The following is a 21,879-nucleotide window of genomic DNA, read 5'->3' on the forward strand; positions in this document are numbered from 1 at the left end:
GCTTCACCTCAGCCGTGTCGCGCAATATCCATGTCAATAAACAACCCAAGGAGCCTATCATGGCCAAGAAGCCCAAGACGCTCGACGTCCTCTTCCACGACACCCTGAAGGACGTCTATTTCGCCGAGAACAAGATCGTCGCCACTCTCCCCAAGATGCACGACGCCGCCACGAGCAAGCAGTTCAAGGACGCCTTCACCAAGCACCTTGCCGAAACCAAGGTGCACGTCGAGCGCCTTGAGGAAGTCTTCAAGATCATCGGCGAGAAGCCTGAGCAGAAAACGTGCGACGCTATCATGGGCATCGTCAAGGAAGGCGCCGAGATCATGGACGAATATAAGGGCACCCCTGCCCTCGATGCTGGCCTCCTCGCCGCCGCGCAGGCCGTCGAACACTACGAGATGTCCCGCTACGGCACCTTGCGCACGTGGGCACTCGAACTCGGCATGAAAGATGCGGGCAAGCTCCTGCAGACCACGCTCGATGAAGAGCAGGCGACCGACCTAGCTCTGACCTCGATCGCGACGAAGGTCGTGAACCAGAACGCCGAAAAGGCCGCCTGACGAATCCGTCCGGTCAGCTTCGGCTGAGCGAATCTTTCTGCTTCGGTAATCGGTGGTTCGTCGATGCCGGTCCCATATCTGATTAAATCAGGATTCATATCGAATGACCGATTTCCAGGACATCAGAATTGTCGAGCTCGACGATGCCGCATCCGGGCCTTCCGAAAGCGGCCCGTTGATGAACATGGTGCTGAAGCTCTCGGCCGACGTCCCGAGCGACTGGAGGGAGAAGTTTACGGAGACGTGGGGACAAGGTGCCCTCGCGATGAGGCGAGCCGCGCTCGTTCAAGGCGACACTCTTACCTCGACCTGCATGGCCTACGAACTCCAGGATCAGATCGACCAGTTGAACGAAGTCATATCTGCGACCAACGACATCTATCGTGGGATTCTGGCCGAGGCGACTGCACGGCAAGATGCCGAACTCGGAGACTTGAAGGCCAACCTACGCTATGAATGAGGGTCGGCGACTGGATCATCGACCTTTATTTTTGGCATATCGGTGTGGTTCCTTATTTCGGGGGTGGTTGTGAGCGGTGAAGTACTTTCAACGACCAGGCCGGCAGGCGTTGTGAGCTATCAAACGCCGGAAAGCGATTTTCGTAACAGGATCTCCGGGCGAACGATTCTGATCTTGATCGGCGTCGCCGTCGTTCTTCGCCTCGGGCAGGAGATTTTCGTCCCGCTCGCCCTGTCCCTGCTTCTGGCTTTCACGCTAGCGCCCATCGTCTCTTTTCTTCGCAAGCGTTCCGTGCCGAAGATCGCGGCGGTCCTTCTCGCTGTCGTTTCGGCATTCTGCGCAATCGCCATGTTCAGCATCGTCGTGGCGACGCAGGTGGCCAATCTCGCCGAGAACATACCCACCTATCAAAGAAACCTCGTAGACAAGGTGCATTCCCTGGCTCAAGCGGGCGCGGGCAACGGCGTACTGGACCACCTCAGTAAAGCTGTGGAGCGCGTCGGGGCGGAGATACAGACGCGGGCAGTCGAGAGCCAGAACCCGACAGACCCGACGTCCACGGTGAGAGAACCCCTTCCTGTCGAGATCGTGACTCGTTCGGATCCTATTCAGACGCTCGGCAATCTCCTCCTCCCACTTATCAGTCCATTCGCCACAGCCGGCCTGATCGTGGTGCTGGTAATCTTCATGCTTCTCGAGCGGGAAGACCTACGCGATCGTTTCATCCGCTTGGTCGGCTTGGGAGACCTCCACCGGACTACCGCCGCCCTCCAGGACGCCGGCAAGCGGGTTGGAAAATACCTGCTTATGCAGTTGGTAGTGAACACACTTTATGCTGTGCCGATCTCCATTGGCCTCTGGGCGCTTGGAATACCCAACGCGATCCTCTGGGGCTTGCTGACGCTGGTACTGCGATTTGTGCCGTATATCGGCGCAATCATTGGGATGGTCCTCCCACTGTTCCTCGCGCTCGCCATCGCCCCTGGCTGGTCGCTGGTGATTTGGGTCGGCGTGCTCTACCTGGTGACCGAGCTGGTCAGCAACAACGTGGTGGAACCGTGGCTTTATGGCGCGCATACCGGACTATCGCCGCTTGCGATCATCATCTCGGCGATCTTCTGGTCATGGCTTTGGGGTCCGCTGGGCCTGATGCTCTCGACGCCGCTTACCGTCTGCCTTGTGGTTCTTGGACGACATGTGCCTCAGTTCGGCTTCCTCGACGTGCTGCTTGGCAACGAGCCGGTCCTTGAACCGCATGAGAAGCTCTATCAGCGCCTCCTGTCCGGCGATCCCAACGAGGCCTCCGACAACGCCGAGGAATTCCTCGAAGAGGACTATCTCGTCGACTACTACGACAAGGTAGGCATGCCTGCGCTTTTGCTGGGGGAATCCGACCGTCAACGCGGCGTCATGACGGAGACGCAGATCGCCTTGGTCGCGTCCAGTTCTCTGGCGCTGGTTGAGAACCTGTCGGATATTGCGGTCCAAGAAGAGAACGAGGAGGAAGAGGCCTCTGAAGATCCTTCCAAGTCATCGACCGTCCCCGAAACGGATCTTCCAGACGGAGAAGGTCGATCCGCGCTTTGCATCGGCGGCCGGGGTGGATTGGACGACGCCGCCGCCGCGATGCTTTCACAGGTCTTGGAGGTGCAAGGTGCTGTGGCGAGGGTGGCGTTCCATTCCGAACTGGTCGCCAGAGGCGCCTTGGCACTTCCTCTTGAGGGCGTCGACACCGTGATCGTAACGTTCCTGAACGGAAATTCCAAATCGCGCGCCCGCCAGATCGTCCGTCGTCTTAAACGGTTGAAGCCGTCTCTCCGCGTCGGGATTCTCATTCCCACCGCGAACGGCCAGGACTATCCTCTTATCGAGCCGTCGGAAATCGACGCCGATTTCGTATCCTCTTCGATCACTCAGGCCGCCGAGTTCGCCCTGACCCCCTCCGCACCGGTCAGCGTCAAGGTCGTGGCGCGGAAGATCGCCCGGAAGCGGTCGCCCCTTAGCAAGCCGTCCGAAGCGATATCAAAATGATGGTTTTGTCGTCTCTCGTCAGCAGGCGATTTGAAGCGTGTCATAGTTGATTGAAACAAATTGAACTTCGAGGAGGTGACGCAAGTTGTCCCCCGACCGGAGGTTTGTTGATGGCCAAAAAGCCCACGACGATGTCGCCTCCCGACATCGCGACGATCACGAACAAAAACTGCATCGGGCAAAGGCGGCGAACTTCCTCACCTTGTAGAAGACGGTGCGCCCGTCCTGACACTGCCAGGACGGACCGGTTGCTGACGATCAGAATAACCTTCGTGTCGGCGCTTCCCTTCGTGCAAATGAACGACAGCTTGCCTCGCGAGAGGCGGTATGCGCGACCTCGGACCAACGGCTTTGGCTTCCCTAAAGATCGATGAGTTGGTTCGGGTTTCCGTCCCTCATCGCTCAGGCGGGGGCTATCCGCCATCGCCCCCTGTCGGTTCCAGGTTAGACGAGAACTCGGCAGCGATACGCTTCGGAACCCGCTTCAAAACCGGGGAGGCTTGACGAAGGTTCGAGGAAACGACTCAAAAGTTTGGGGCGCAGGCAACGGCTTGGGATTGACGGACCTGAAATCAAGGTTGAGGAGATATCTCTTTCTAAGACAAATCGAGCCTGCAGTTTGAGGCTTTCAACATGGATAAAATGACTTCATGCGCTATCTCTTTGAGAAAGCGGAGCATTATATGAACGAAAGAAAACTTCACGACTTAGTCGCCACCTATAGAGCCGTGGTTGGCCAGCGGAGGTCGCGGGAAAGGGATGGCATTTTCATATGCGTGCCGTCGCCAATCGAACCACCAAACGCAGAGGGGTATTGGCAACGCAATATCCAGTCACTGCCAGCCGACGAGCTTCAAATGATATTTAAGTTTTTACCGCGGCTTTCATGAGGAAAAAGCGTCACGCTCTCAAGGTGCGGTCGCTTGGCGAAACTGAGAAAGCGGCAAATCAATATCGCTGGATAGCCCGGAAGGAAGCCAGTTCAGCAGTATGTCACCTTTAAGCTGCTCGACTACCGCCATCTTGATCAGTCTGTTTCCGAACCCGGTTCTCGACGGGGGCACCGTTTCAGGTCCGCCGGACTCGATCCAGGACAGGCGGACCCGATCGTTTTCGACTGCAGGAGGCCCAATGGTTCCGGAAACCGTTTCGAACGGTGTTGAAGTTTGAGAAAAATGAGATCCGAGATAGGGATCTCCGCGACATCAAATATTCATAGCGCCTCGACCGGCGGAGAAAGCAAGAGTGCCTAGTTTACGAAGTCTGCTCGTGATGCATTCCAGAAAAGCAGAATGACGGCTTGCAGGAACTAGAGCATCTAGTGCGAATGACCGAAACGACGGCGCGAAGCGGCCACACTCGTCAGTGTCTCCTACCCGCACCCCGTTTCGCTGAATAGGGACGATCGCGTCAACTAAACGGCCATCTAGATGTGCGCGGTGTTGGAAGCCAGGGGGGGATACACCAGCCGCACCCCTCACAGTCGCCTTCGTGGCAGCGGTCATTCAAAACAGAGATTCCAGCTCATCGACAATGCCAGGCTCGCTCTCCAACGCGATGCTCATAAGCACTTCATCACTGCCTACGCCGTCGTGCAGGAAGCCACAGCGTACTCGGCCGACCGTTTCGAAGCCGTGGCGGCGGTAGAACCGGATTGCGGCTGAGTTTTCGGCATTCAAGCCAAGCTCTAATTGTCGCACTCCACGCCCTTGCGCATGATTTGCGACGGCAATGAAAAGATCCGTGGCGATCCCTTTCCCGCGTTCTGCCCTGCGCACATAGACACTGGTGAGCGTCGCACGATGCCTCATTTTCCTCGGTTGATGAAACCTGAGCGCCATCATGCCGCAAGGCTCACCCTTCAAGAGTGCTACAAACACAGTCTGATCCAGCCGGCGGCGCCATTCTTCTTCGGGCAGATTGTTCCAGTCCTCGTGCAGACTCGCGAATGACGAAGGTTCGCGTAAAAGTGCCTCCAGGCGAATGGATCGGAACAATCCGACATCATCTACGGTGAGGCGTCTGATTGTTGCCTCGCTGATTGTTGCAGACACCGGCGCCTCCAATAAAACTCTGTTGCTGTCAGGATCTACGATCGTCTGATACGGCTTGCTGTTCCGGCAAACTTCCATTCTGGCGAGCCGGCGTGCACGGTTCCGTCTGCAATCTGCTGAGCCAGCGTTTCCCAAAGCGGATCGCCGACAAAGCTTTTAAGACCGCCGCACGCTTGTTCCAGTGGTTGGCTGCCGTAAAAACTGAGAAGATGGGGCAGGGGGCTGCTCTCCAGTTCCCGAAACGGCGACGGAGTGCCTGGCTTCAAAACACGATGCCCCCACACACCCGGGCAGTCATCGGCATTAATGGTTGCCAATAAATCCTGGGGGCCGATTTGCCTAAGCGCGCTTGAAAAGACATGGCGCATGAGCGGGTAGTAGACGGTCTGTTGGCATCCGCCGAGAACACGGATGCCGGGAAGAATCGAAGTCACCAGAAATGTTATGAACAGGTTCGGGACGATCTCTCGCCCGCGAAGTGCAGCAGCGAGCGCCACTGGTTCGAAACGCAGCTCTACCTCTTTACCGGGGCCAGCCGTGAGCATCCGGTTCCCCAGCCGCAACGGGAAAAGCTTTCCATTCGCGAGGCCCCAGAAAAAGTCCGTGGTGCTGCGCATCCATCCGGCCCAGGGACCGGCGTTGAGTTGGTCGATGGCCTCGATGATGGCGCCTGCTAGCATGCCATTTCCAAACAGCTGCCGCGACAGCCACGACCCAGGGTTTTCGAGATGATCGGCGACGAGGTCAGCCATGTCGGTGTCGTCCAGTTGAAGGAGTCGAGGCTGCGCCGGGAAAGCCCAATTCCAGAATGCCTGATTTCCAGCCTTGATTGCATCTGCCGCAGACGCGAACTCTCCTTGCGGCAATAGCGCCTTCAAGCGCACGGCGGACGGGTTTGCCGGGGTGCCCTTGGTGTTTCCCGTCAATTTGAAACTGTAATGGGCATTTAGTCCGCAGATGCTGTATGAATCCATCAGCCGTCTTGGCAGTCCGAAGACGTTGACCGGCTCGCCCTCAAGCAACAGCCATCCCGGACCCTTCTTCGGTTTTTCAATGAACTTTACCGTCGAGGCGCTGTACCAGATATGCCATGGCAGGTGATTCGCGGTTAATCCCAGCAGGCTGAAGAGGTGTGTGTAGAACGCATCCGGCTCGACCAGCAGATGGCAATGGGGACCGGTTTGAATAACAGGGGCCGCCACCAATTGTTGGGAGCATTGCTTTGCCTCCCGCGAGGTGGCTCCCGTACGCAGCGCAGCCCGTTCGATACAGTTCTGAAGGAAGACCATGGCCTCGTCGCGAGCAGAACAGCCCGTTCGATGACCGCCGAGGCGATAGACCGCCGAGGCGTAGGCGTCGAGCGGCTTGGCCCAATGTTGGTCCACCTGAGGAAAGAGATGCGACAACGTCTTCTTCAGGCTTGCCACGGTCACATCGGTTCGGTGGGATTGAGGCGCAGGTGGACTAGTATCCATGAATCCGCTTTCCTGTGTTCGTGGTGGCGTCAAGGCTAATGGACGGTCAACTGAAAGCCGGGCGCGAAGGCCGCCACTCCCATCGCTCACTTGTTGGTGTTTCTTGGGCAAACCGAATAGGCAGTTGTTCGTAGCAATATTCGGGTGGAATTGCTGGCTTCAGCATAGACTCCGTGAAGGCTTTGAGCGCGGTCGGCGAATTGGATGAGACGATCGTGTAGAAGTTGCCACTGTTCCAGGTCACAATGGAGTGACGGAAAAAGAGGCTCAGCGCAGTAATGGTGCTTTTCAGGTCAACCTGGAGCTTCCGCATCGTGTCGAGAACATCGCGCTGCTTGGCGAGGATATCGGCCTCGGAAAAGTAACGCGTTTTGAACTGCGCGTCTTTCTGGTGTTCGCGCAGCAAATAGGTTTCGCTATCCGGATGTGCAATCTTTTGCACTTGAACGAGCAACCCATCTTCCCGGATCCGCGGTGCGATGAATCCGAGCTGAGTTTCCCGATCAGGACCGTACATTTGAAAGGTGGTGTCCTCGAGCAGGATATCAAAGCCGTCCCTGAACGCGTGCAGGCTTTGATCGGAGGCGTAGCGTTGCGCATCCAGTTCGAAGAAAGGGCCGTGGAAAAAATGTGCGTGTTTACTTGCCCGTTTCGAGAAGAAACAGGCGCGGTTGCCGTCGGTCGGGCTGCAGCACAGGGTCTCCAGCCGGCCATCGCCAAGTCTGGCAAGAGCCCTCGCGAGTGTTCCTGCACCGGCGCCAAGTGAATAGAATGTTGCGGTACGACCGCTATGTCCCCACACATGCAGGCAATGGGCAAGTATGGCTGTGCCAAGCCGACATTCCTCTTCAAGCCGATAAGGGATGCTAGCAAATTATGCTTGTCGAAATGTCCCCACAGTCGCCGGTGCGTGTCCCAGAACGTCATGCATTTCAGATCGTACTCCAGAAGGTGCATGTCGGGCACTGGGATGTCTCTATCCGGCATTGCGCCGAGGCCGCTTGCCGTCCGCTCGAAGAACGGAGCGAAAGCATTGAGCCGCGGCGCATTGCGCCAGGCATTGACGGTCTGAATATCCACCATTGTGCAATCCTTTCCTGACTGAGGAAACAGCCGCCTCCACACTCATCAACGCATGACATGCCGGCATCCCGTTCGACTGCGAACAGTGACGACAGGACGATGGCCCTTTTGATCAGAGTTCCTCGAAGTGGAAATTGTCGCAATCTGGCGATTTCGGGAGATTGACGCGTACAGCGGGCGAGGGACGGTAGGCTGCTGGTCAGATACAGATTTTCTCCAGGAAGCTTGCCTTGGCGATCGTTTGATAGAGAGTGGTCGCTCCAAGTTTACCTCTCGCCGAACGCAAATAAAGGCGCACCGCGCTTTCGGAGATGCCGAGATCTGACGCGACGCGCTTGATAAGCCTGCCTTGCGCGAGAAGCTCAAGACATTGCTTTTCCCGCCTCGAAAGTGTCCTGTACGCGCAGCCAGAGCGGCGATTGGAGAGAAAGATTGCCTTCTCATGCAGACAATGGGCGAGGACGTGCAGATCGTGAATCCTGGAATTGCGTATCCGGGACCAAGCCGTTCCATCCGCATTGGAGGTTACCGATAATATGCTGCGTTCGCCGTTTGGCCCTCTTACCGGCAAACTCAAACCGTGTCGGCCTATTCCCCACGATCGTGCTTGCTTGAAGAAGACTTGCGCTTCAGCAGACCTCCGCTTGAGTTCTGACCAGTCGACCGGGAGAAACCCTGTCCGGCTGAGTTCGGTGACGGGGTCGACGACAAAATAGTTCCTGCTCAGGTAAATGTCGGTCCACTCAGGGGGATATGTGGTGCAGTAAAACGGGAAGGTGCGGGGACTGATCCCGTCGTTGACGATGAGGAATGTCATGTGGTCTAGCAGATATTGGCTGCGTATTTTGTCGAGAACCACGGCAAAGTGCTCGCTGCTTCCTATGCTTCGCAGGGCTCTCAGTGCCGAAGATATTTGGGGCATTTCCTGTCCGCTCTTGTTCAACTTGTGCTGTCACCGATGTTTCATTCGAAGCCCGATGCGAGCTGTCATCGCGGCGGTAATTTGACGAGATAGATTGGGGAACCGCGCTGTCCTGGCATGCAGTGACGCAGGTATCGACCAGATTTTCAATTCTCGCCAATTCTGGAGGTGAGCAGCTTGGTGGACAAGTTGGTGAATGCTACAAGCAATTCGCTAATGTTGATTGAGCGGTCCAGTACACCCGACGACGCGACCGTGCGTTGAACTACCGCACCCCGGATACAGGCGTTGTCTCCGACCTTCTTGCCGGCCCATCAAGGTGTAGGCGATCCCGAGGGGGCGCTACGCTCGTTTTGCGTTTCAGAATCAATGACTGAGATTGGCAGGGAATAATCGCCAAAAACATCGCCATCAATTGGGTTCTCCCTTGCTTCCGGCTCGATTTGCGTTACCGACGCAGGAAGCGCAACAGTAAGGAAGAAAAACCAGATGGAGTCCGGGCGGTCGAAGTCGATAGGTCACCAGATTAACTGGACAGCGCGTCTTTTCGCCAGAGAAATGGATCGGCGGGTAAAATCAATCGGACTTTCTTCAAGTCAACTCCCGGTCTTGCTTGCCCTCGCCGACGCTGAAATCCTCTCCCAGAAGGCTCTGGTTGCGCGCTCCGCCGTTGAGCAACCTGCGATGGCGCGGATGCTTGATCGGATGGAAAAAGAAGGCCTTGTGCGCAAGAAGCCTGACCCTTTCGACGGTCGTGGCTTCCTGTACAGCCTGACCGAAAAGTCTCGCCTGAAACTCCCCGTGGTCTTTAACGAAATGGTGGTGGGCAACGAAAAGGCGCTTCGTGGGATCAGCGAGGCCCAGGTCGAGTTGTTGTTGCAGACCCTGGTTCGTATGAACCTCAACCTCGCAGATCCGGATGTGACCCCGCCCGTGCCCGAAAAGAGTTAGTGTTCTTCCAGAGACGGTAGAGCACGCCTGATGACGCCCCTACCGTCAACACTGCCCCTATAATACGAGTTTGGCTACCTTTCTCAGTACGTCGCTCAGGTTTTCGGAGACCGCAGAGGGCGTGAGCTGCGTGCGCCAACAAACGAGCCCATCAGGACGAACGAGAGCTGCGCCCTCGACTCCAACACCGAAAGCATCCGCGAAGGAGATGGTATCGTTGATCAGGATGTCGCGTCCAATCCGAATGATCGCAAAAGTGAAACCCGTTTCATCGCTGGCCGCCTGTGCCGCACTCTCCCAGAGCGCATCCTCTGTGATGAAGACAAAGCCGCGTGTGAACAAGTCAATTGTCGATTGGCGGCGATGTGCATCGATCCAGAGATGAGGCGCACGCGTCCCGGGCTGCCCCGCCCATTCATCGGGATGCGCCGCAGCAGGAAGGCTACTGGCAGCATCGATGATAATGTCCGACCGATGAAGCTGTCCCAGTTCCATCGCCTTGTCGTCGTAGACCGTCTCGTTCGACAGGGTGTTGCCAACGTAGCGTGCATAGTCCGGCCGTGCGAACGTCTGTTGATGGCGTAGCCATCCCACTGGCTGCCGCTCCGCAGAGTACGTGTCGAGAAGCGTTGGTTTCGATGTGCCATCGAGGACGAGATCGAGCTTCCACGCGAGGTTCCAGACGTCGTCTATTCCTGTATTGGCACCGTAGCCACCGCGAGTCGGCGGAAGCTGATGCGCTGCATCTCCGGCAAGGAAAACGCGGCCCTTCGAATAGACATCAGCAATCCGTCCCGCCATCTCCCAGGCGCCTGATGTAATGATCTCGAAGGGCAGGTCGGCACCGAGCGCTCGGCGGATGTCAGACGCATATTCCCTGGAGCGCTTTACTTCGCCGCCGTAGAACATCAATACCCACCGACTGTCACCATATGTGGTGAGGAACGCCTTGAAGCCCTCCTGCTCTATCTCGAACTGCTGGAAACCCCGCTCGAGAAACTTATCGGCCGCCGGGCATTGGAACAGAACTGACCGGATGTTCATGATGTGGCCGACGCCATGCAGCTCGACCCCCAGCTCCTCCCGAACCGCGCTTCCAGCGCCATCTGCCGCGATCATGTAGTTCGCGCACAGTGAGTAGATGCGGTCGTTCTCCCGGTTTCGAACCGTCGCGACGATACCGTCGCTCCTGTCCTCGAAAGACAGAAGCTCCGTGCCCAGAAGAAGCTCAGCGCCCAACTCACCGGCGCGTTCCCGCAAGATCGGCTCCAGCTTGTCCTGGGCGAAACCCGCCATGCCGGCGGGCGATAATGCTCTTTCTTGTCGGGCTGGAATTGGCCCGCTGGAGGGCGTCCATCGGGCTTCATTCTTCACCTCGCCGACAAGGCTAGTGACAGTTGCCCGCCGCAGACGGAAGCTTGGGTCGGCGATGGGAATCCGGTCAGCTATGCCAATCGCTCGGTAGAATTCGAGGGTGTGCTCGGTGAAGCCCGTTGCTCGGGGATGAAGGGCGCTGCCGCCGTGCTTTTCAACGACGATTGTCTTTATGCCGCGCCAGGCAAGAAATGCCGCCGCGGAGAGACCCACAAGACTGCCGCCGATAATAATAACCTGGGTATCGTGGTGCATCTGTCTTCCTTTTGGAATGGCTTTGGGGCCACGTTGCCAAGGACGGCTGCACTGCTTCGATGGAAGTCGATTATGGACATGCCAACGGAGCGGACGCAGTACGTCCGGTTTCCGTCGTGGTCCGCGGCCCGAGGGCTGGATTTGGGCCACTGGCAATCTGCCAGCGACTGACCGGGGCTCACCAATAAACCGGTCCACCATTTTCGACTGCTTTGATCTACGGCGCTGCTCGGTCGTCGTCAAGTGCGGATACCACCGGTGGTGGATCGTCATCGATCGGATCTGCGCAGGTGACTGACACACCATGACAGCAAACAGACCGACTTCTAAGGTGCGACGACTCGCATGCACGACCATCGACTTATCTGGCGGATGCAAGCGGCTGGTGATCGGCAAAAGGCTTGCGAAACTTACATCCCTGGCTCAAGCGGATTGGATATTTTTGCGGGCACGGGAGAACCGACTCCTCCGGAGGGCCATCGATAAAAGATCGGCATCGCATTCAGCATGACTGATGCAGCCACCAAATATTCACCTGCCCGGCGGAAATATTAAATGTTTATTATGTATATTACATATCATATAACTCCATGCCCGAGATGTTGGTCGGAGCCCCTCGCTGACACTGCTGACATGACGTCGTGGTTGTTTGCCTTTTTGCACGGCTATTCAGGAGGCCACGAATGTCCCGCCCTAAGATCAAAACCGCACTCACGTCCGTATTGGCACTCGTTGCCTGCGTCTTTGTCATGTTCGCCTGTTTTGCCATAAACAGCATGAACACCGTGAACAACAACGTCGCGGAGCTCGCGATGGGATGGCTGCCCGGAATCGCGATTTCAAATGAAATGAACATTGCCCTATCTACGATGCGCCGCGATTACCTCAACCACATCATGGCGCTTGACGATGCCAGCCGTGGAGAAGCCGAATCAGCGATTAATAGCGGCGCAAGTCATTTCCTTGCGGAACTGGCCAAGAATGAGGAGCTATCGCATAACGACGCGGAGCGTGCGGCAGCCAACGACATCCGCACAAAGTTCAGCGCATTGCAGCAGCTCTCGGCGCCCATGCTGGCATTGTCCCAGGCAGGCAAGTTCAATGACGCCAAGATCTACCAACAAACGAGAGTGCGGCCCGCCGCATCCGAGCTGACCGAAGCGATCGATCAAATAGTCAAGATCAAATTCGCGGGAGCCGGGGAATCGTATGAAACAAGTAAGTGGGTGTTCCGAAGGACAATGAGCCTAACCCTTATCGCAGTAGCTATTGGCCTGGCGATCATCGCAGGAGGGGTGTATTTCAGTCGACGGGGTATCGCAATGCCGATAGAGGCCATCACGGTCTCTATGAAGGCGCTCGCAACCGGCAATACAGAAACTCCCATCCCCTATGAAGGACGAGCGGACGAGATTGGTGACATGGCCGCGGCGGTCGCGGTTTTCAAAGCGAACGCGCTTGAAACCACGATGCTTGAAACACAGGCGGCGCGCGAGCGCGCTTTGGCGGAGAAAGAGCGCGAACAGAATGCCGATAGCCAGCGCGTAAAAGCTGAGGAAATGCGACTTGCCACGGACGGCCTGGCACTGGGTTTGTCTCATCTGGCCAAGGGTAACTTGTCTTTTCAGCTAACCAGCGACTTCGCCCCCGATTTCGAAGCCTTGCGTGACAACTTCAATGCTTCAGCACTTCAATTGGCGGACACACTTCAGTCCGTTGCGGCGGCTGCATCATCGATCGACAGTGGATCTCGAGAAATCAGCCGTAGCTCAAACGATCTTTCAGGAAGGACAGAGCATCAAGCGGCCTCGCTCGAGGAGACAGCGGCAGCTCTCGACCAGATAACGACCAATGTCTCTAACTCTTCCCAACGCGCCGAGGAGGCGCGGCAAATCGCCGGCCAGGCCAATGCCAGCGCCATGCAGTCAAGTCTGGTCGTGGCGAACGCAATCAACGCAATGGAGCGCATCGAACAGTCCTCGAGGCAGATTTCAAACATCATCTCCGTGATCGATGAGATCGCTTTTCAAACGAATTTGCTCGCCCTCAATGCGGGCGTGGAGGCAGCGCGTGCCGGCGAGGCGGGCAAGGGGTTTGCGGTGGTCGCCCAGGAGGTGCGAGAACTGGCACAGCGCTCCGCTCTCGCTGCCAAAGAGATCAAGGATCTGATCCGCAATTCTTCCATTGAAGTTGAGGGCGGCGTCAAATTCGTTCGTGACACCGGCGATGCGTTAAACGTTATTGGAGACTATGTTGGCGCAATCAATCAACATATGGAGTCAATCGCCGTATCAGCGCGAGAGCAGTCTATTGGACTCGTTGAAGTCAACTCTGCCGTTAATCAAATGGACCAGGTTACGCAGCAAAACGCTGCGATGGTTGAGGAGATGAATGCCGCGAGTGCGACGCTCGCGCAGGAATCCAATCGCCTGAAGGCGCTTACATCTCAGTTCGTATTCACCCGGTTGGACGAGTCGAGACGGGCGCTTTCCGGACTGCGGGCCGCATAGTGAAAGCTGAGGGTGACAAGGGTTGATCGCTTCACAAGTTCCTACTGGCTACTGACGAACGGCGCATTGGCGCGATCTGCTCGATTGCGAAAGCCCAACTCGAACGACTGCTGCAGGCCTTGGATCATACGATCCCTCCACCTTGCAGATGCTGACGTCAATCCGCCTGTGCGGTAACTGGCGATGGTGTCTTCGGACACCACTCGCAAAATAATCACGGAACAGGCGGACGACACCTAGAAAGTTTTTTGGTTATATAGATTACATGTAATTGTAAGTTCAACCGAATGGGAGTATTACGTGAATACGATGGTCGTGTCCCGCAAGTGCGCAGCAAGGATCTACATCAACGGCAGCGGCCGACGACGTGACGAAACTCCAGCAGGATCTTGCCAGGAAAAAGGGACGAGGGACAGAACACAGAGGACGACGACAAAAAGGCGATCCTCCAAAAGGCAATCGCCGACCTTGAGGTGAAAATCGAGAAGGCGACCGCTGAGCAAGCCCGAGGCTCAGCGAGCAGCAAAAGCCGAATGAGGATCCGTCCGTGCAATCAAAAATTGCAGACGAGAGTGAGAGAATCGGGACGGTTAATTATGATGCGAAAACAGAATTCGGCGGGAGGGTTGCATTTGTGTGAGGGCGATGCAGATCGCGCTTACCTCTGCAGACCTGTGGTCAAATTGTGTTGATTCAATTGGGGGCTGGTGAAATGGTCAAGCGCATCGAAAAAAGTCAACTTCGCGCCGGCATGTTCGTTGAAGCGGTGGAAGGTTTCCAACGTGACACCCCATTCAGCGACCGTCGTTTCATGCTGACCCTTCCGTCCGATGTTGAGGCTATAAAAAGCAGCAATATAACCGGAGTCTTTATAAATCCGACGAAGGGTGCGGATCTAGGCGTCGCTGACGAGCCATGCGCTAACCCCATCGGTGTCAAAGGACTGCGTAAGCACAGACGCCAGGCTATGCCAACATCCCAAAAAATTGCTTTCAACGCGATCATGGAAACAACGGCTGCGTTGACAACCGTGTTCCGTGATGCCGTATCGGGCAGGGCGATGACGCATGAAATGGTCGTTCCGATCGTCGAGCAGGTCATCAACTCTATTGATGTTGATCCCTCCGTGCTGATCGCAATGACGCGACTAAAATCTCGGGACCAGACGACCGTCCTGCATTCGATAGCAGTGTGTGCACTCATGGTGAGGTTCGCACAGAGTTTAGACAGTGACAAGCCGACCGTCCTTACGCTGGGAATGAGCGGATTGCTTCACGATATCGGGAAGCTCCGCATTCCATTGAAAGTGCTCAACAAGGCCGGTCGGCTTTCAGAGGTAGAGATGACAATGATAAAACGGCATCCCTCGATTGGGTACGAGATGCTGTCACGCAAGCCAGGAATGCCCGTCGCCGTGCTGGATGTATGTCTACATCATCACGAGCGGATGGATGGAAAAGGGTATCCGGAAGGAAAGTCGGCTCGTGAGATCAGCGGGGCCGCCCGCATGAGTGCAATTTGCGATGTTTACGATGCTTTGACCTCGGCAAGACCGTATCGCGACCCGTGGGCGCCGGAACAGGCAGTTGCTTGGATGAAGGGAACAGATGGGATGTTTGACCGCTCCCTTTTATCCAAGTTCTTCGAGAATGTGGCAGGCATGTGAGTACTTTCTCAGTCTGGCGCCATCAGCTTAACATCGAGCTGCTGCTGCGCATGAATTGCATCAATAGACAGTGACAGGAATAGAGAAGTTCCATAAGCTATCTTATCTGATACGATATAACATAACGTTCAAACACTGGCGAAGAGATATCGAGCTCCCCAGCCTCCTCCCCGAGGCACCTTGGCTGCCGTCGGACAGGTCTCGGCGGCAGCCTCTTTTCTCGTGGGTATCGCTGTCTTCGTTTCTACCGAGACGTCAATGCTGACATTTGGCAGGACACTCGCTGACCGAGGTGCAACCTTACGCGAAGTTTGTCATGAAGGAATGGATACATTCGCCGCTTGAAAAGACCTGCCTCCGGTGGATTGCCCGAGGCAGGACCGTCGCCGAAATCGCTTCGATTGAGGGCAAAAGCGTCGCCGACATCGAGAGCTGCCTGCTAGGTGTGTTAGTCGCATTGAAGGCAAAATCAATAAAGGAGGCGCTTCAGAAAGCGGACCTCTGTGAGCCTGATTGACTTTATAGCTTCTACAGGCGCTCTTGCCACCGGCTCGAAAACGGAATCGACCTTTCTGCCGTGAGCGGCGGGAAGCAACTGGCACAAGCGTGAATTCGTGCGCAGAAGTGCGTCACCCGATGAAGGATCCCGCTGTCTTTTGATGGCCTCCTGGCACAGCGCCGGATCTTCCACGATCAACTCGTAAAGGGTCCGCTAGCAAGCTGCGGCCGCGTCAGCTTCGCCTCGCGGTAATCGCGCCCGTCGCCGGGCCTTTTGAGGAGCCATCGAGCGGGAGTTGGCCCGCTCCGGATGGAGCCGCTCAAATACGGCAAGCCGCAAAAGTCGGACCATACCGCCATGTATCTCGACCGCAACGGCAAGGTGCAGACGGCGCATTTCCGGATGCCCGAAGCAAAGAACCCGAAGGGCACGGCCGGTGCGGCCGCTGGCGGCTCGAACGAGGTGGATGACGGACCGATCGTCACGTCGAAGCCCCGGCCGGAAGTGACCCAGAAGGGCCACGACATGATCGGAGATTTCCGCACCGACGCGCTTCATGATGCACTCGCACGGGCGCCGATCGAAGACGACATATTGATGGCGCTGCTGGTGCTCGCTTTCGCGGAGGTGAACGTCCGAGTCGATTCCGGTGTGAACGACCCCGTGTTCGGGACAAAGCGGTTCTCGCGCCATGCCGTCCGACTGTCGACACGAATGGTAAGCTGGCCTTCGATATGGATACAGTACGTGTGACGGCCCGTTTCGCATTGATCGACGTCCTGTCTTGCCGCCGGGGCATGTCCAACAGTGGGCTCGTTTCCCGCATCGCCGGCAACGCGATCGGCGCGGATGCCTATCTGCCGAACATGGGCACGGAGGACTTTTTATTTTGCCTGTCACGGCAGTCTTTGGAAGCTTCGTGCAAGGAAACGTTCATCCTGCCGTGCTCGCGTGTCCGGGAGACGCGCGCGGCGCTGGTCGATCACTATAAGGACGGGCATTTCGTGCATCCGACAGCGCTTTTTGCGTCGGACGCGAAGGAACTCGCGGACCTCCTCAAGCAGGGCGAGATCGTGGAAGACGGCGGTACAGAGATCGAAGAGGCGTCCGGCGTCCCAAGTGAGACCGAGCAGCCGGATGGTGATGCGATCGGCGAAGAGCACGGTGATGATCCCGACACCGGAGGCGGAGATGAGACCTCTGACGAGGAGGTCACCGCCTACGGGGTCGCGGCGGAATAGTCGCCCTTTCTCCCCCGATCGAAGCCACCGCCGCCGGCCATCACCGGCAGCGGTCTTGTTTCCACACATTGTCATCACGGAGGGCACATCCACTAGCCCACGCCTGCTGCTTGCGACCATGGAGGCGGCCCATCGTCAGGCCCACCAGGAGCTCGAAGTCGTGCATCGGCAGATTGCCAACCGGGCCGAACGACTGACCATCACGCGGAAGGCGAAACCCTGGTCGCGTTGCAGAGACTGGTCCAACGGGACACGCTCCGACGAGCGGATGTTCCACGATCACCTCGATCGCCTGATCTTCGAACGTTGTGGCTAGATCGACGCCCTATCACGCAAGTTGGCCCGGCAGGAGGCGGACGCTGTTGAAGGTTCGCAAGAAGCTCGGCGTCGATGCAGCCCGCTAGGTTTTGTGAGCCGGATCATTTCGAGGGTCCCGTCCGGGATCCAGTCGCAGCAAACTTCGTGATGGTCGGCGGAGGTGGCGGGGTTCCCATGCATCCGATTTGCGGTTGGTTGCCCACCCCTTGTCGGAACGCCCTTCGGTTTGTCACGGCCGTAAGCCGGCGGCCGGTCGTTTCAAGGCCGCTTGCGCGCCGCGGAGCGGCCTCTTCCCCCTCCCTTCGCAAGCCGGCCCCGCGTCCTTCGCAGGGTCTTGACCCTGCTTGTCCGCAAGGCCGCCTCGCTCGCTCAGGGGCTTCGGACCTGTGAAAGCGCCCGCCTTTCGCCGGCTTTTCTCGACCGTACCGAAGGGCGCTCCGGCAAGGGGCCAGCGCGAGCCTTTGGAGAAAACCGGAAAGGAAACCTGATATGGCCAAGCCCGCAACCAATCGCCAGTCGCCCCGCGTCGTCCAGCTCCGCAAGGGCGCCACAATCGAAATGGTCCGGCTCACTTGCCCGGATGCCACGCAGGCGATGCGGATCGCTGAGAGCTATGGAACCGCGGTCGTCGACAGCGACTGCATACGCGACCTGCATGAGCGACTGATCATCGAGACCGCTGATAGCCTGTCTGATGGGCTCGGCGAAAGGGCGATGCAGATCCATCTTCAGCGCATGGTCGGCGCCTTCGTCGGATCGGCCCATGGCGCCGGGCAGTTCTACTCCCGCGCCGTCACCGAGGCGCGTGACGCGACCGCGAAGGCGGCCAACGATGCCCGCGACGAGGATCTCGACGGTCCCGTCGGCTACGATAGCGCAGCTCAGCGCAAGCGCGAGTTCGCCGCTGACATGGGTGTGCAGGCTCACGCGCTCCGAATGGCAGCCGAGGCTGCAGTCGCCGCCTATAGCCAAGTCGTCGGCGAGGCTTGGAGGCCCTTCGACCGCCCGGTCGACAATCCCGGCCAGGCACTCGACCGCAAGGCGGCCGAAGCGCAGCTGGCGGCTCTCGGTTGAGCCGTTGATAGAGCGGGGCTTCGTCCCCGCCGACATCGCCACTTCGATGTAGGTGGTCGGCCCCCATTTTTGGGCGCCGGCCTCTTCCCGTGTCGTGGCGAAAGGGAAGAAGAAGGGAGTGAATAGACGGTTGGCCATCGCGACCCCGCCCGGCTTCGGTCCTGCCGGGGCCGGGAAATCTGCGCAAGGGCTTGAGCCCTCCTCCACTTCGTTCCGGCGCGTACCGCGTGCGTGTCCCCCTGATGCCCCGGCTTTCGGACCGCCGTACGGGGTCGCGATTGGCGCGACCTCAGGAACGGAGGTCAGAAAAATGAGCAGGAAACAAGAAGGCCAGCGCGTCGACATCTACACTCGGATCACGGAGAGGATCGTCGAGGATCTTGCCAAGGGCGTCCGCCCCTGGATGAAACCCTGGAACGCCGCGAACGCATACAATCGGATCACCCGCCCACTTCGCCACAACGGTCAGCCCTATACGGGAATGAACACCCTCCTCCTCTGGTCGGAGGGTGTGGCGCGCGGCTTTTCGTCACCAATGTGGATGACGTTCAAGCAGGCACTGGAACTAGGCGCGGCAGTCCGCAAGGGCGAAAGCGGTGCCACCGTCGTATTCGCCAGCCGCTTCACCAAATCGGAGGACGATGGTCGGGGCGGCGAAGTCGAGCGGGAAGTCCCGTTTTTGAAGGCCTACACGGTGTTCAACATCGAACAAATCGACGGGCTTCCCGATCATTATCACCACCGGGCGGCGCCATTCCTCGATCCTGTTGAGCGGATCGAGCATGCCGATCGCTTCTTCCGCAATACCGGCGTGGTGATCCGGCATGGTGGCGGTCAGGCCTACTTCTCGCCGGCCGGCGACCTTATCCAGATGCCGAACTTCGAGATGTTTCGGGATGCGGCGAGTTACTATGCCACGCTCAGCCATGAGAGTGTCCATTGGGCAGGCGCACCGGATCGGCTGAACAGGGATCTCAGGCGTTATCACAAGGATCGATCAGAACGCGCTCGCGAAGAGCTGATCGCCGAGCTTGGCAGTTGCTTCCTTTGCGCGGATCTGGGGATCGTCCCGGAACTCGAGCCTCGGCCGGATCACGCCTCCTACCTTCAATCCTGGCTGAAGGTCCTTTCCGATGACCGGCGCGCGATCTTCCAGGCGGCCGCTCATGCGCAACGCGCGGCCAACTATCTGCACGGACTTCAGCCGGTCGTCGATGAAGAGCGAGAGGCCGCGTAATTGTCTTCTAGCCAAGGTACCCGGTGGGGCGGGAGAGCCCCGCCTTGCTGTGGGCACCCTTGTCACAACAGCGTTCGACGTGGCCAGGGAGGATCGGGTCATCGGAATGGTCCAGCCATCACGTCGATGCGGTGCAGATCCGGTCAAAATAGAATGCCTGCACAGTCAGCGAGGCATGTTGCTCCTCAGAGGCGATCCGCGCGAGGCCGTTGGGCTTACCCCTATGGTCGGGGATGATGGCGAGTGGCGAAACTTGCTTGACCAGTGCAAGACGACCCTTATGGCGGAGATGGCGAGAAGCGGCTGGCCGACCGTATTGCAGTAGGAGAGGCGGCAAACCTCCGACGATGACGGCCCGCCATCTCTGAAATCCTACCGATTTGGTCATTCCGGCGCGGCCACCACGTCCTCGATGTGGCATGTCTGATCGGAGAGCGGCTACGCCTCGATCGTGCTGCCGCAACGCCCGTCCGCAACTTTTTCCCCTGCGAAACCAGGTTCGCATTCCTCGCGCAGCAAGAAAGCCGCTTCCGACCGTCCTCCATTGCATTGCGGCCCCAAGGGGTGCGGTCCCGTTCGTCCCCGATCCTTTCGACAGCCATCGAGGTCGCGGTGGTCGCGACCCGAACAAACGGGAAGGATTTCAGAAATGGCTATCATCGGCAACTTCACCACCAACGGCAACGCAATCGTCGGCTCCGTTCGCACCTTGACCGTCGCGATGAAGGCTCGCCTCAACCCGATCGAACGCACCTCCACCGAAGCACCCGACTTCCGCATCACGGCGGGCCAAGCCGAAGTCGGCGCAGCGTGGAAGGCTGTCTCCAACGACGGGGAGGAATACATCTCGGTCAAGCTCGACGATCCAAGCTTCCCGGCCCCGATCAACGCCGCCCTGTGGCGGGCCGAAGTCGACGGCGACTACGTCCTCGTCTGGAACCGCCCGAAGCGCGAGGCCTGACCGGGACCGCCCCGCCGCAAGGCGGGGCTCACCCGTCAGCTGAAAGCGTTATCGGGCATCGAGCCGGGTTCCGCTTTCGGGTGCCACACTCAAGGGGGAATATCTGCTCAGTCCGCCCGAGCGTGCGCTCGTCTTTCACAAACGTCAAGGAGACGACGATGACTAACGAACTCGACCGCACGATCCTCGAACTCAAGGCGAGCTGCGCAACGCCCATCCGGACGAACGCCGCGAGATTGAAGCCGAACTCGAACTGGCAAAGGCTGAACGGTAGGTTATCGTAGCCGAGATGGAAGGCAGGGCATCGGCCGAGCCTCCGTTCTAACGGAGGCTCGGCCGCATTCTCCTTTCGGTCCCCTGCCATCGACATCGGGGATGTTGCCGCCCGGCTTGGCGCCCGCAACCCGCGGCCGCCAGAATTTTTCCCGCCGCCACGCGGCTCCTCGCGCATCAAAATTCACACTGCGGCAGGTCCTCCGCATCGCGGCCGTTCCGGTGCATCGCTCCTTTCCGGTCAGTGCCCGATCCCCACAATGACGCGTATCGAACGGATAAACATCATGCGCCAACTCGCCCAGTTCCTTGTTGCCACTGGCCGCCGTCCTCGCGCCCTTGGCAAAGTGGTCAGCCACTTCTTCCGCAGAGGCAAGCTCGGTCTAAAACTCGCGATCAAGATCCCGTTCTTCATCGAGATCGATGCTTCGTTCGAGACCGATTAGAACCGGCGCGAATGACACGCCGGAGGCCGCCTCAGTAGCCCTTTCTCTGCCAGCTGGAACGCGGAAAACAATCATAGTCAGCTCCGCAAATATCGGAGCGCTATTTTTGGGAGATAGCCGCGAGCGCGCTTTTGCTTCAACAGCTCAAGGAACAGCAGAACCGCTTCCTCTTCTCGTTCGAAAACATTCTTTTTCTCCTGCCCATGTTTGCCGATCCGTCCCCAACGCCGGGTCAGGCAGACCTCTCCGAAGATAGTCTGCTCGATCTCCATGGCATAGTACCGCGCCATGTTCTTGGCTGGGTCCGTCCGTTCGACATAGAGCTGATAGCGTTGCGAAATCATGTCCGGCATGATCCTCACACAGAGCCGCCACGTCCAACGACATATGTGAATCCTACAGGTGCGACCGATTCATTTTCGTGAAGAATGGCGATCGGGCGAGGTGCCGACGGGGCACAGCTCTAGTCGCGCTGCGACCGGAGCC

At 58.0% G+C, this 21,879-nt stretch carries 17 protein-coding genes and 3 pseudogenes; 14 read left to right on the forward strand and 6 right to left on the reverse strand.

Annotated elements, in window-relative coordinates:
• Nucleotides 1–59 precede the first annotated feature (59 nt).
• The 3 genes from QO002_RS25905 (at nt 60) to QO002_RS25915 (ending at nt 3,054) form a co-directional block, all read left to right on the forward strand.
• Entirely contained in the window at nt 60–563 is a 504-nt protein-coding gene (locus QO002_RS25905) for a YciE/YciF ferroxidase family protein (protein WP_307235405.1), read from the forward strand.
• Nucleotides 564–666: 103 nt separating this feature from the next.
• Nucleotides 667–1,023, forward strand: coding sequence for a hypothetical protein (locus QO002_RS25910; RefSeq protein ID WP_307235407.1), 357 nt, complete (start codon nt 667–669; stop codon nt 1,021–1,023).
• A gap of 111 nt (nt 1,024–1,134) precedes the next feature.
• Entirely contained in the window at nt 1,135–3,054 is a 1,920-nt protein-coding gene (locus tag QO002_RS25915) for an AI-2E family transporter (RefSeq protein ID WP_307235409.1), read from the forward strand.
• Nucleotides 3,055–4,559: 1,505 nt separating this feature from the next.
• On the opposite strand, the gene QO002_RS25920 is transcribed toward QO002_RS25915, so the two are convergent.
• The 4 genes and pseudogenes from QO002_RS25920 to QO002_RS25935 form a co-directional block, all read right to left on the reverse strand.
• Nucleotides 4,560–5,108, reverse strand: a complete 549-nt coding sequence (locus tag QO002_RS25920) for a GNAT family N-acetyltransferase (RefSeq protein ID WP_307235411.1) — start codon at nt 5,106–5,108, stop codon at nt 4,560–4,562.
• A 35-nt stretch (nt 5,109–5,143) separates the two neighbouring features.
• Nucleotides 5,144–6,583, reverse strand: a complete 1,440-nt coding sequence (locus QO002_RS25925; protein WP_307235413.1) for a hypothetical protein — start codon at nt 6,581–6,583, stop codon at nt 5,144–5,146.
• A gap of 46 nt (nt 6,584–6,629) precedes the next feature.
• Nucleotides 6,630–7,666: pseudogene (locus QO002_RS25930) on the reverse strand (class I SAM-dependent methyltransferase).
• Between the two features lie 199 nt (nt 7,667–7,865).
• The gene (locus tag QO002_RS25935; RefSeq protein WP_307235414.1) at nt 7,866–8,609 is read right to left on the reverse strand and encodes a helix-turn-helix transcriptional regulator; all 744 of its coding nucleotides are present in this window, start codon (nt 8,607–8,609) and stop codon (nt 7,866–7,868) included.
• A 468-nt stretch (nt 8,610–9,077) separates the two neighbouring features.
• Here QO002_RS25935 and QO002_RS25940 point away from each other — a divergent pair, with 468 nt between their 5' ends.
• Complete coding sequence (locus QO002_RS25940) at nt 9,078–9,539, forward strand: MarR family winged helix-turn-helix transcriptional regulator (protein WP_307235417.1); 462 nt, start codon at nt 9,078–9,080, stop codon at nt 9,537–9,539.
• A 57-nt stretch (nt 9,540–9,596) separates the two neighbouring features.
• Here the strand turns inward: QO002_RS25940 and QO002_RS25945 are convergent, their stop codons facing one another.
• The gene (locus QO002_RS25945; RefSeq protein WP_307235419.1) at nt 9,597–11,168 is read right to left on the reverse strand and encodes an FAD-dependent monooxygenase; all 1,572 of its coding nucleotides are present in this window, start codon (nt 11,166–11,168) and stop codon (nt 9,597–9,599) included.
• 683 nt (nt 11,169–11,851) lie between these two features.
• On the opposite strand from QO002_RS25945, the gene QO002_RS25950 reads away from it, so the two are divergent.
• The 10 genes and pseudogenes from QO002_RS25950 (at nt 11,852) to QO002_RS25995 (ending at nt 21,393) form a co-directional block, all read left to right on the forward strand.
• A complete protein-coding gene (locus QO002_RS25950) occupies nt 11,852–13,678 on the forward strand; it encodes a methyl-accepting chemotaxis protein (protein ID WP_307235422.1) in 1,827 nt (608 codons plus the stop codon).
• 712 nt (nt 13,679–14,390) lie between these two features.
• The gene (locus tag QO002_RS25955; RefSeq protein ID WP_307235425.1) at nt 14,391–15,344 is read left to right on the forward strand and encodes a cyclic di-GMP phosphodiesterase; all 954 of its coding nucleotides are present in this window, start codon (nt 14,391–14,393) and stop codon (nt 15,342–15,344) included.
• Between the two features lie 316 nt (nt 15,345–15,660).
• Nucleotides 15,661–15,861: a helix-turn-helix domain-containing protein gene (locus tag QO002_RS25960; protein WP_307235427.1), complete on the forward strand. Its 201-nt coding sequence runs from the start codon at nt 15,661–15,663 to the stop codon at nt 15,859–15,861.
• Between the two features lie 306 nt (nt 15,862–16,167).
• Nucleotides 16,168–17,084, forward strand: a pseudogene (locus QO002_RS25965) (plasmid partitioning protein); the annotation flags it as partial.
• Between the two features lie 55 nt (nt 17,085–17,139).
• Nucleotides 17,140–17,400, forward strand: coding sequence for a hypothetical protein (locus QO002_RS25970; protein WP_307235429.1), 261 nt, complete (start codon nt 17,140–17,142; stop codon nt 17,398–17,400).
• Between the two features lie 491 nt (nt 17,401–17,891).
• Complete coding sequence (locus tag QO002_RS25975; RefSeq protein WP_307235431.1) at nt 17,892–18,476, forward strand: hypothetical protein; 585 nt, start codon at nt 17,892–17,894, stop codon at nt 18,474–18,476.
• Nucleotides 18,477–18,786: 310 nt separating this feature from the next.
• On the forward strand, nt 18,787–19,713 hold the full coding sequence (locus tag QO002_RS25980) for an ArdC family protein (protein WP_307235433.1): 927 nt from the start codon (nt 18,787–18,789) through the stop codon (nt 19,711–19,713).
• 649 nt (nt 19,714–20,362) lie between these two features.
• The gene (locus QO002_RS25985) at nt 20,363–20,674 is read left to right on the forward strand and encodes a DUF736 domain-containing protein (RefSeq protein WP_307235435.1); all 312 of its coding nucleotides are present in this window, start codon (nt 20,363–20,365) and stop codon (nt 20,672–20,674) included.
• A 158-nt stretch (nt 20,675–20,832) separates the two neighbouring features.
• Complete coding sequence (locus QO002_RS25990; RefSeq protein WP_307235437.1) at nt 20,833–20,958, forward strand: hypothetical protein; 126 nt, start codon at nt 20,833–20,835, stop codon at nt 20,956–20,958.
• 276 nt (nt 20,959–21,234) lie between these two features.
• On the forward strand, nt 21,235–21,393 hold the full coding sequence (locus tag QO002_RS25995) for a hypothetical protein (RefSeq protein ID WP_307235439.1): 159 nt from the start codon (nt 21,235–21,237) through the stop codon (nt 21,391–21,393).
• A gap of 77 nt (nt 21,394–21,470) precedes the next feature.
• Here the strand turns inward: QO002_RS25995 and QO002_RS26000 are convergent.
• Nucleotides 21,471–21,780 (reverse strand): annotated as a pseudogene (locus QO002_RS26000) (WGR domain-containing protein).
• Nucleotides 21,781–21,879 lie beyond the last annotated feature (99 nt).

This window comes from Pararhizobium capsulatum DSM 1112 (genome assembly GCF_030814475.1).
Classification (GTDB): Bacteria; Pseudomonadota; Alphaproteobacteria; order Rhizobiales; family Rhizobiaceae; genus Pararhizobium; species Pararhizobium capsulatum.

Excerpts from the sequence above, each read along its gene's own strand:
- QO002_RS25980 (WP_307235433.1), top strand. The coding sequence starts at position 18,787 with ATGAGCAGGAAACAAGAAGGCCAGCGCGTCGACATCTACACTCGGATC.
- QO002_RS25960 (WP_307235427.1), top strand. The coding sequence starts at position 15,661 with ATGAAGGAATGGATACATTCGCCGCTTGAAAAGACCTGCCTCCGGTGG.
- QO002_RS25995 (WP_307235439.1), top strand. The coding sequence starts at position 21,235 with ATGCGCCAACTCGCCCAGTTCCTTGTTGCCACTGGCCGCCGTCCTCGC.
- QO002_RS25905 (WP_307235405.1), top strand. The coding sequence starts at position 60 with ATGGCCAAGAAGCCCAAGACGCTCGACGTCCTCTTCCACGACACCCTG.
- QO002_RS25990 (WP_307235437.1), top strand. The coding sequence starts at position 20,833 with ATGACTAACGAACTCGACCGCACGATCCTCGAACTCAAGGCGAGCTGC.
- QO002_RS25950 (WP_307235422.1), top strand. The coding sequence starts at position 11,852 with ATGTCCCGCCCTAAGATCAAAACCGCACTCACGTCCGTATTGGCACTC.
- QO002_RS25945 (WP_307235419.1), bottom strand. The coding sequence starts at position 11,168 with ATGCACCACGATACCCAGGTTATTATTATCGGCGGCAGTCTTGTGGGT.
- QO002_RS25925 (WP_307235413.1), bottom strand. The coding sequence starts at position 6,583 with ATGGATACTAGTCCACCTGCGCCTCAATCCCACCGAACCGATGTGACC.
- QO002_RS25955 (WP_307235425.1), top strand. The coding sequence starts at position 14,391 with ATGGTCAAGCGCATCGAAAAAAGTCAACTTCGCGCCGGCATGTTCGTT.
- QO002_RS25940 (WP_307235417.1), top strand. The coding sequence starts at position 9,078 with ATGGAGTCCGGGCGGTCGAAGTCGATAGGTCACCAGATTAACTGGACA.
- QO002_RS25975 (WP_307235431.1), top strand. The coding sequence starts at position 17,892 with ATGGCCAAGCCCGCAACCAATCGCCAGTCGCCCCGCGTCGTCCAGCTC.
- QO002_RS25985 (WP_307235435.1), top strand. The coding sequence starts at position 20,363 with ATGGCTATCATCGGCAACTTCACCACCAACGGCAACGCAATCGTCGGC.
- QO002_RS25910 (WP_307235407.1), top strand. The coding sequence starts at position 667 with ATGACCGATTTCCAGGACATCAGAATTGTCGAGCTCGACGATGCCGCA.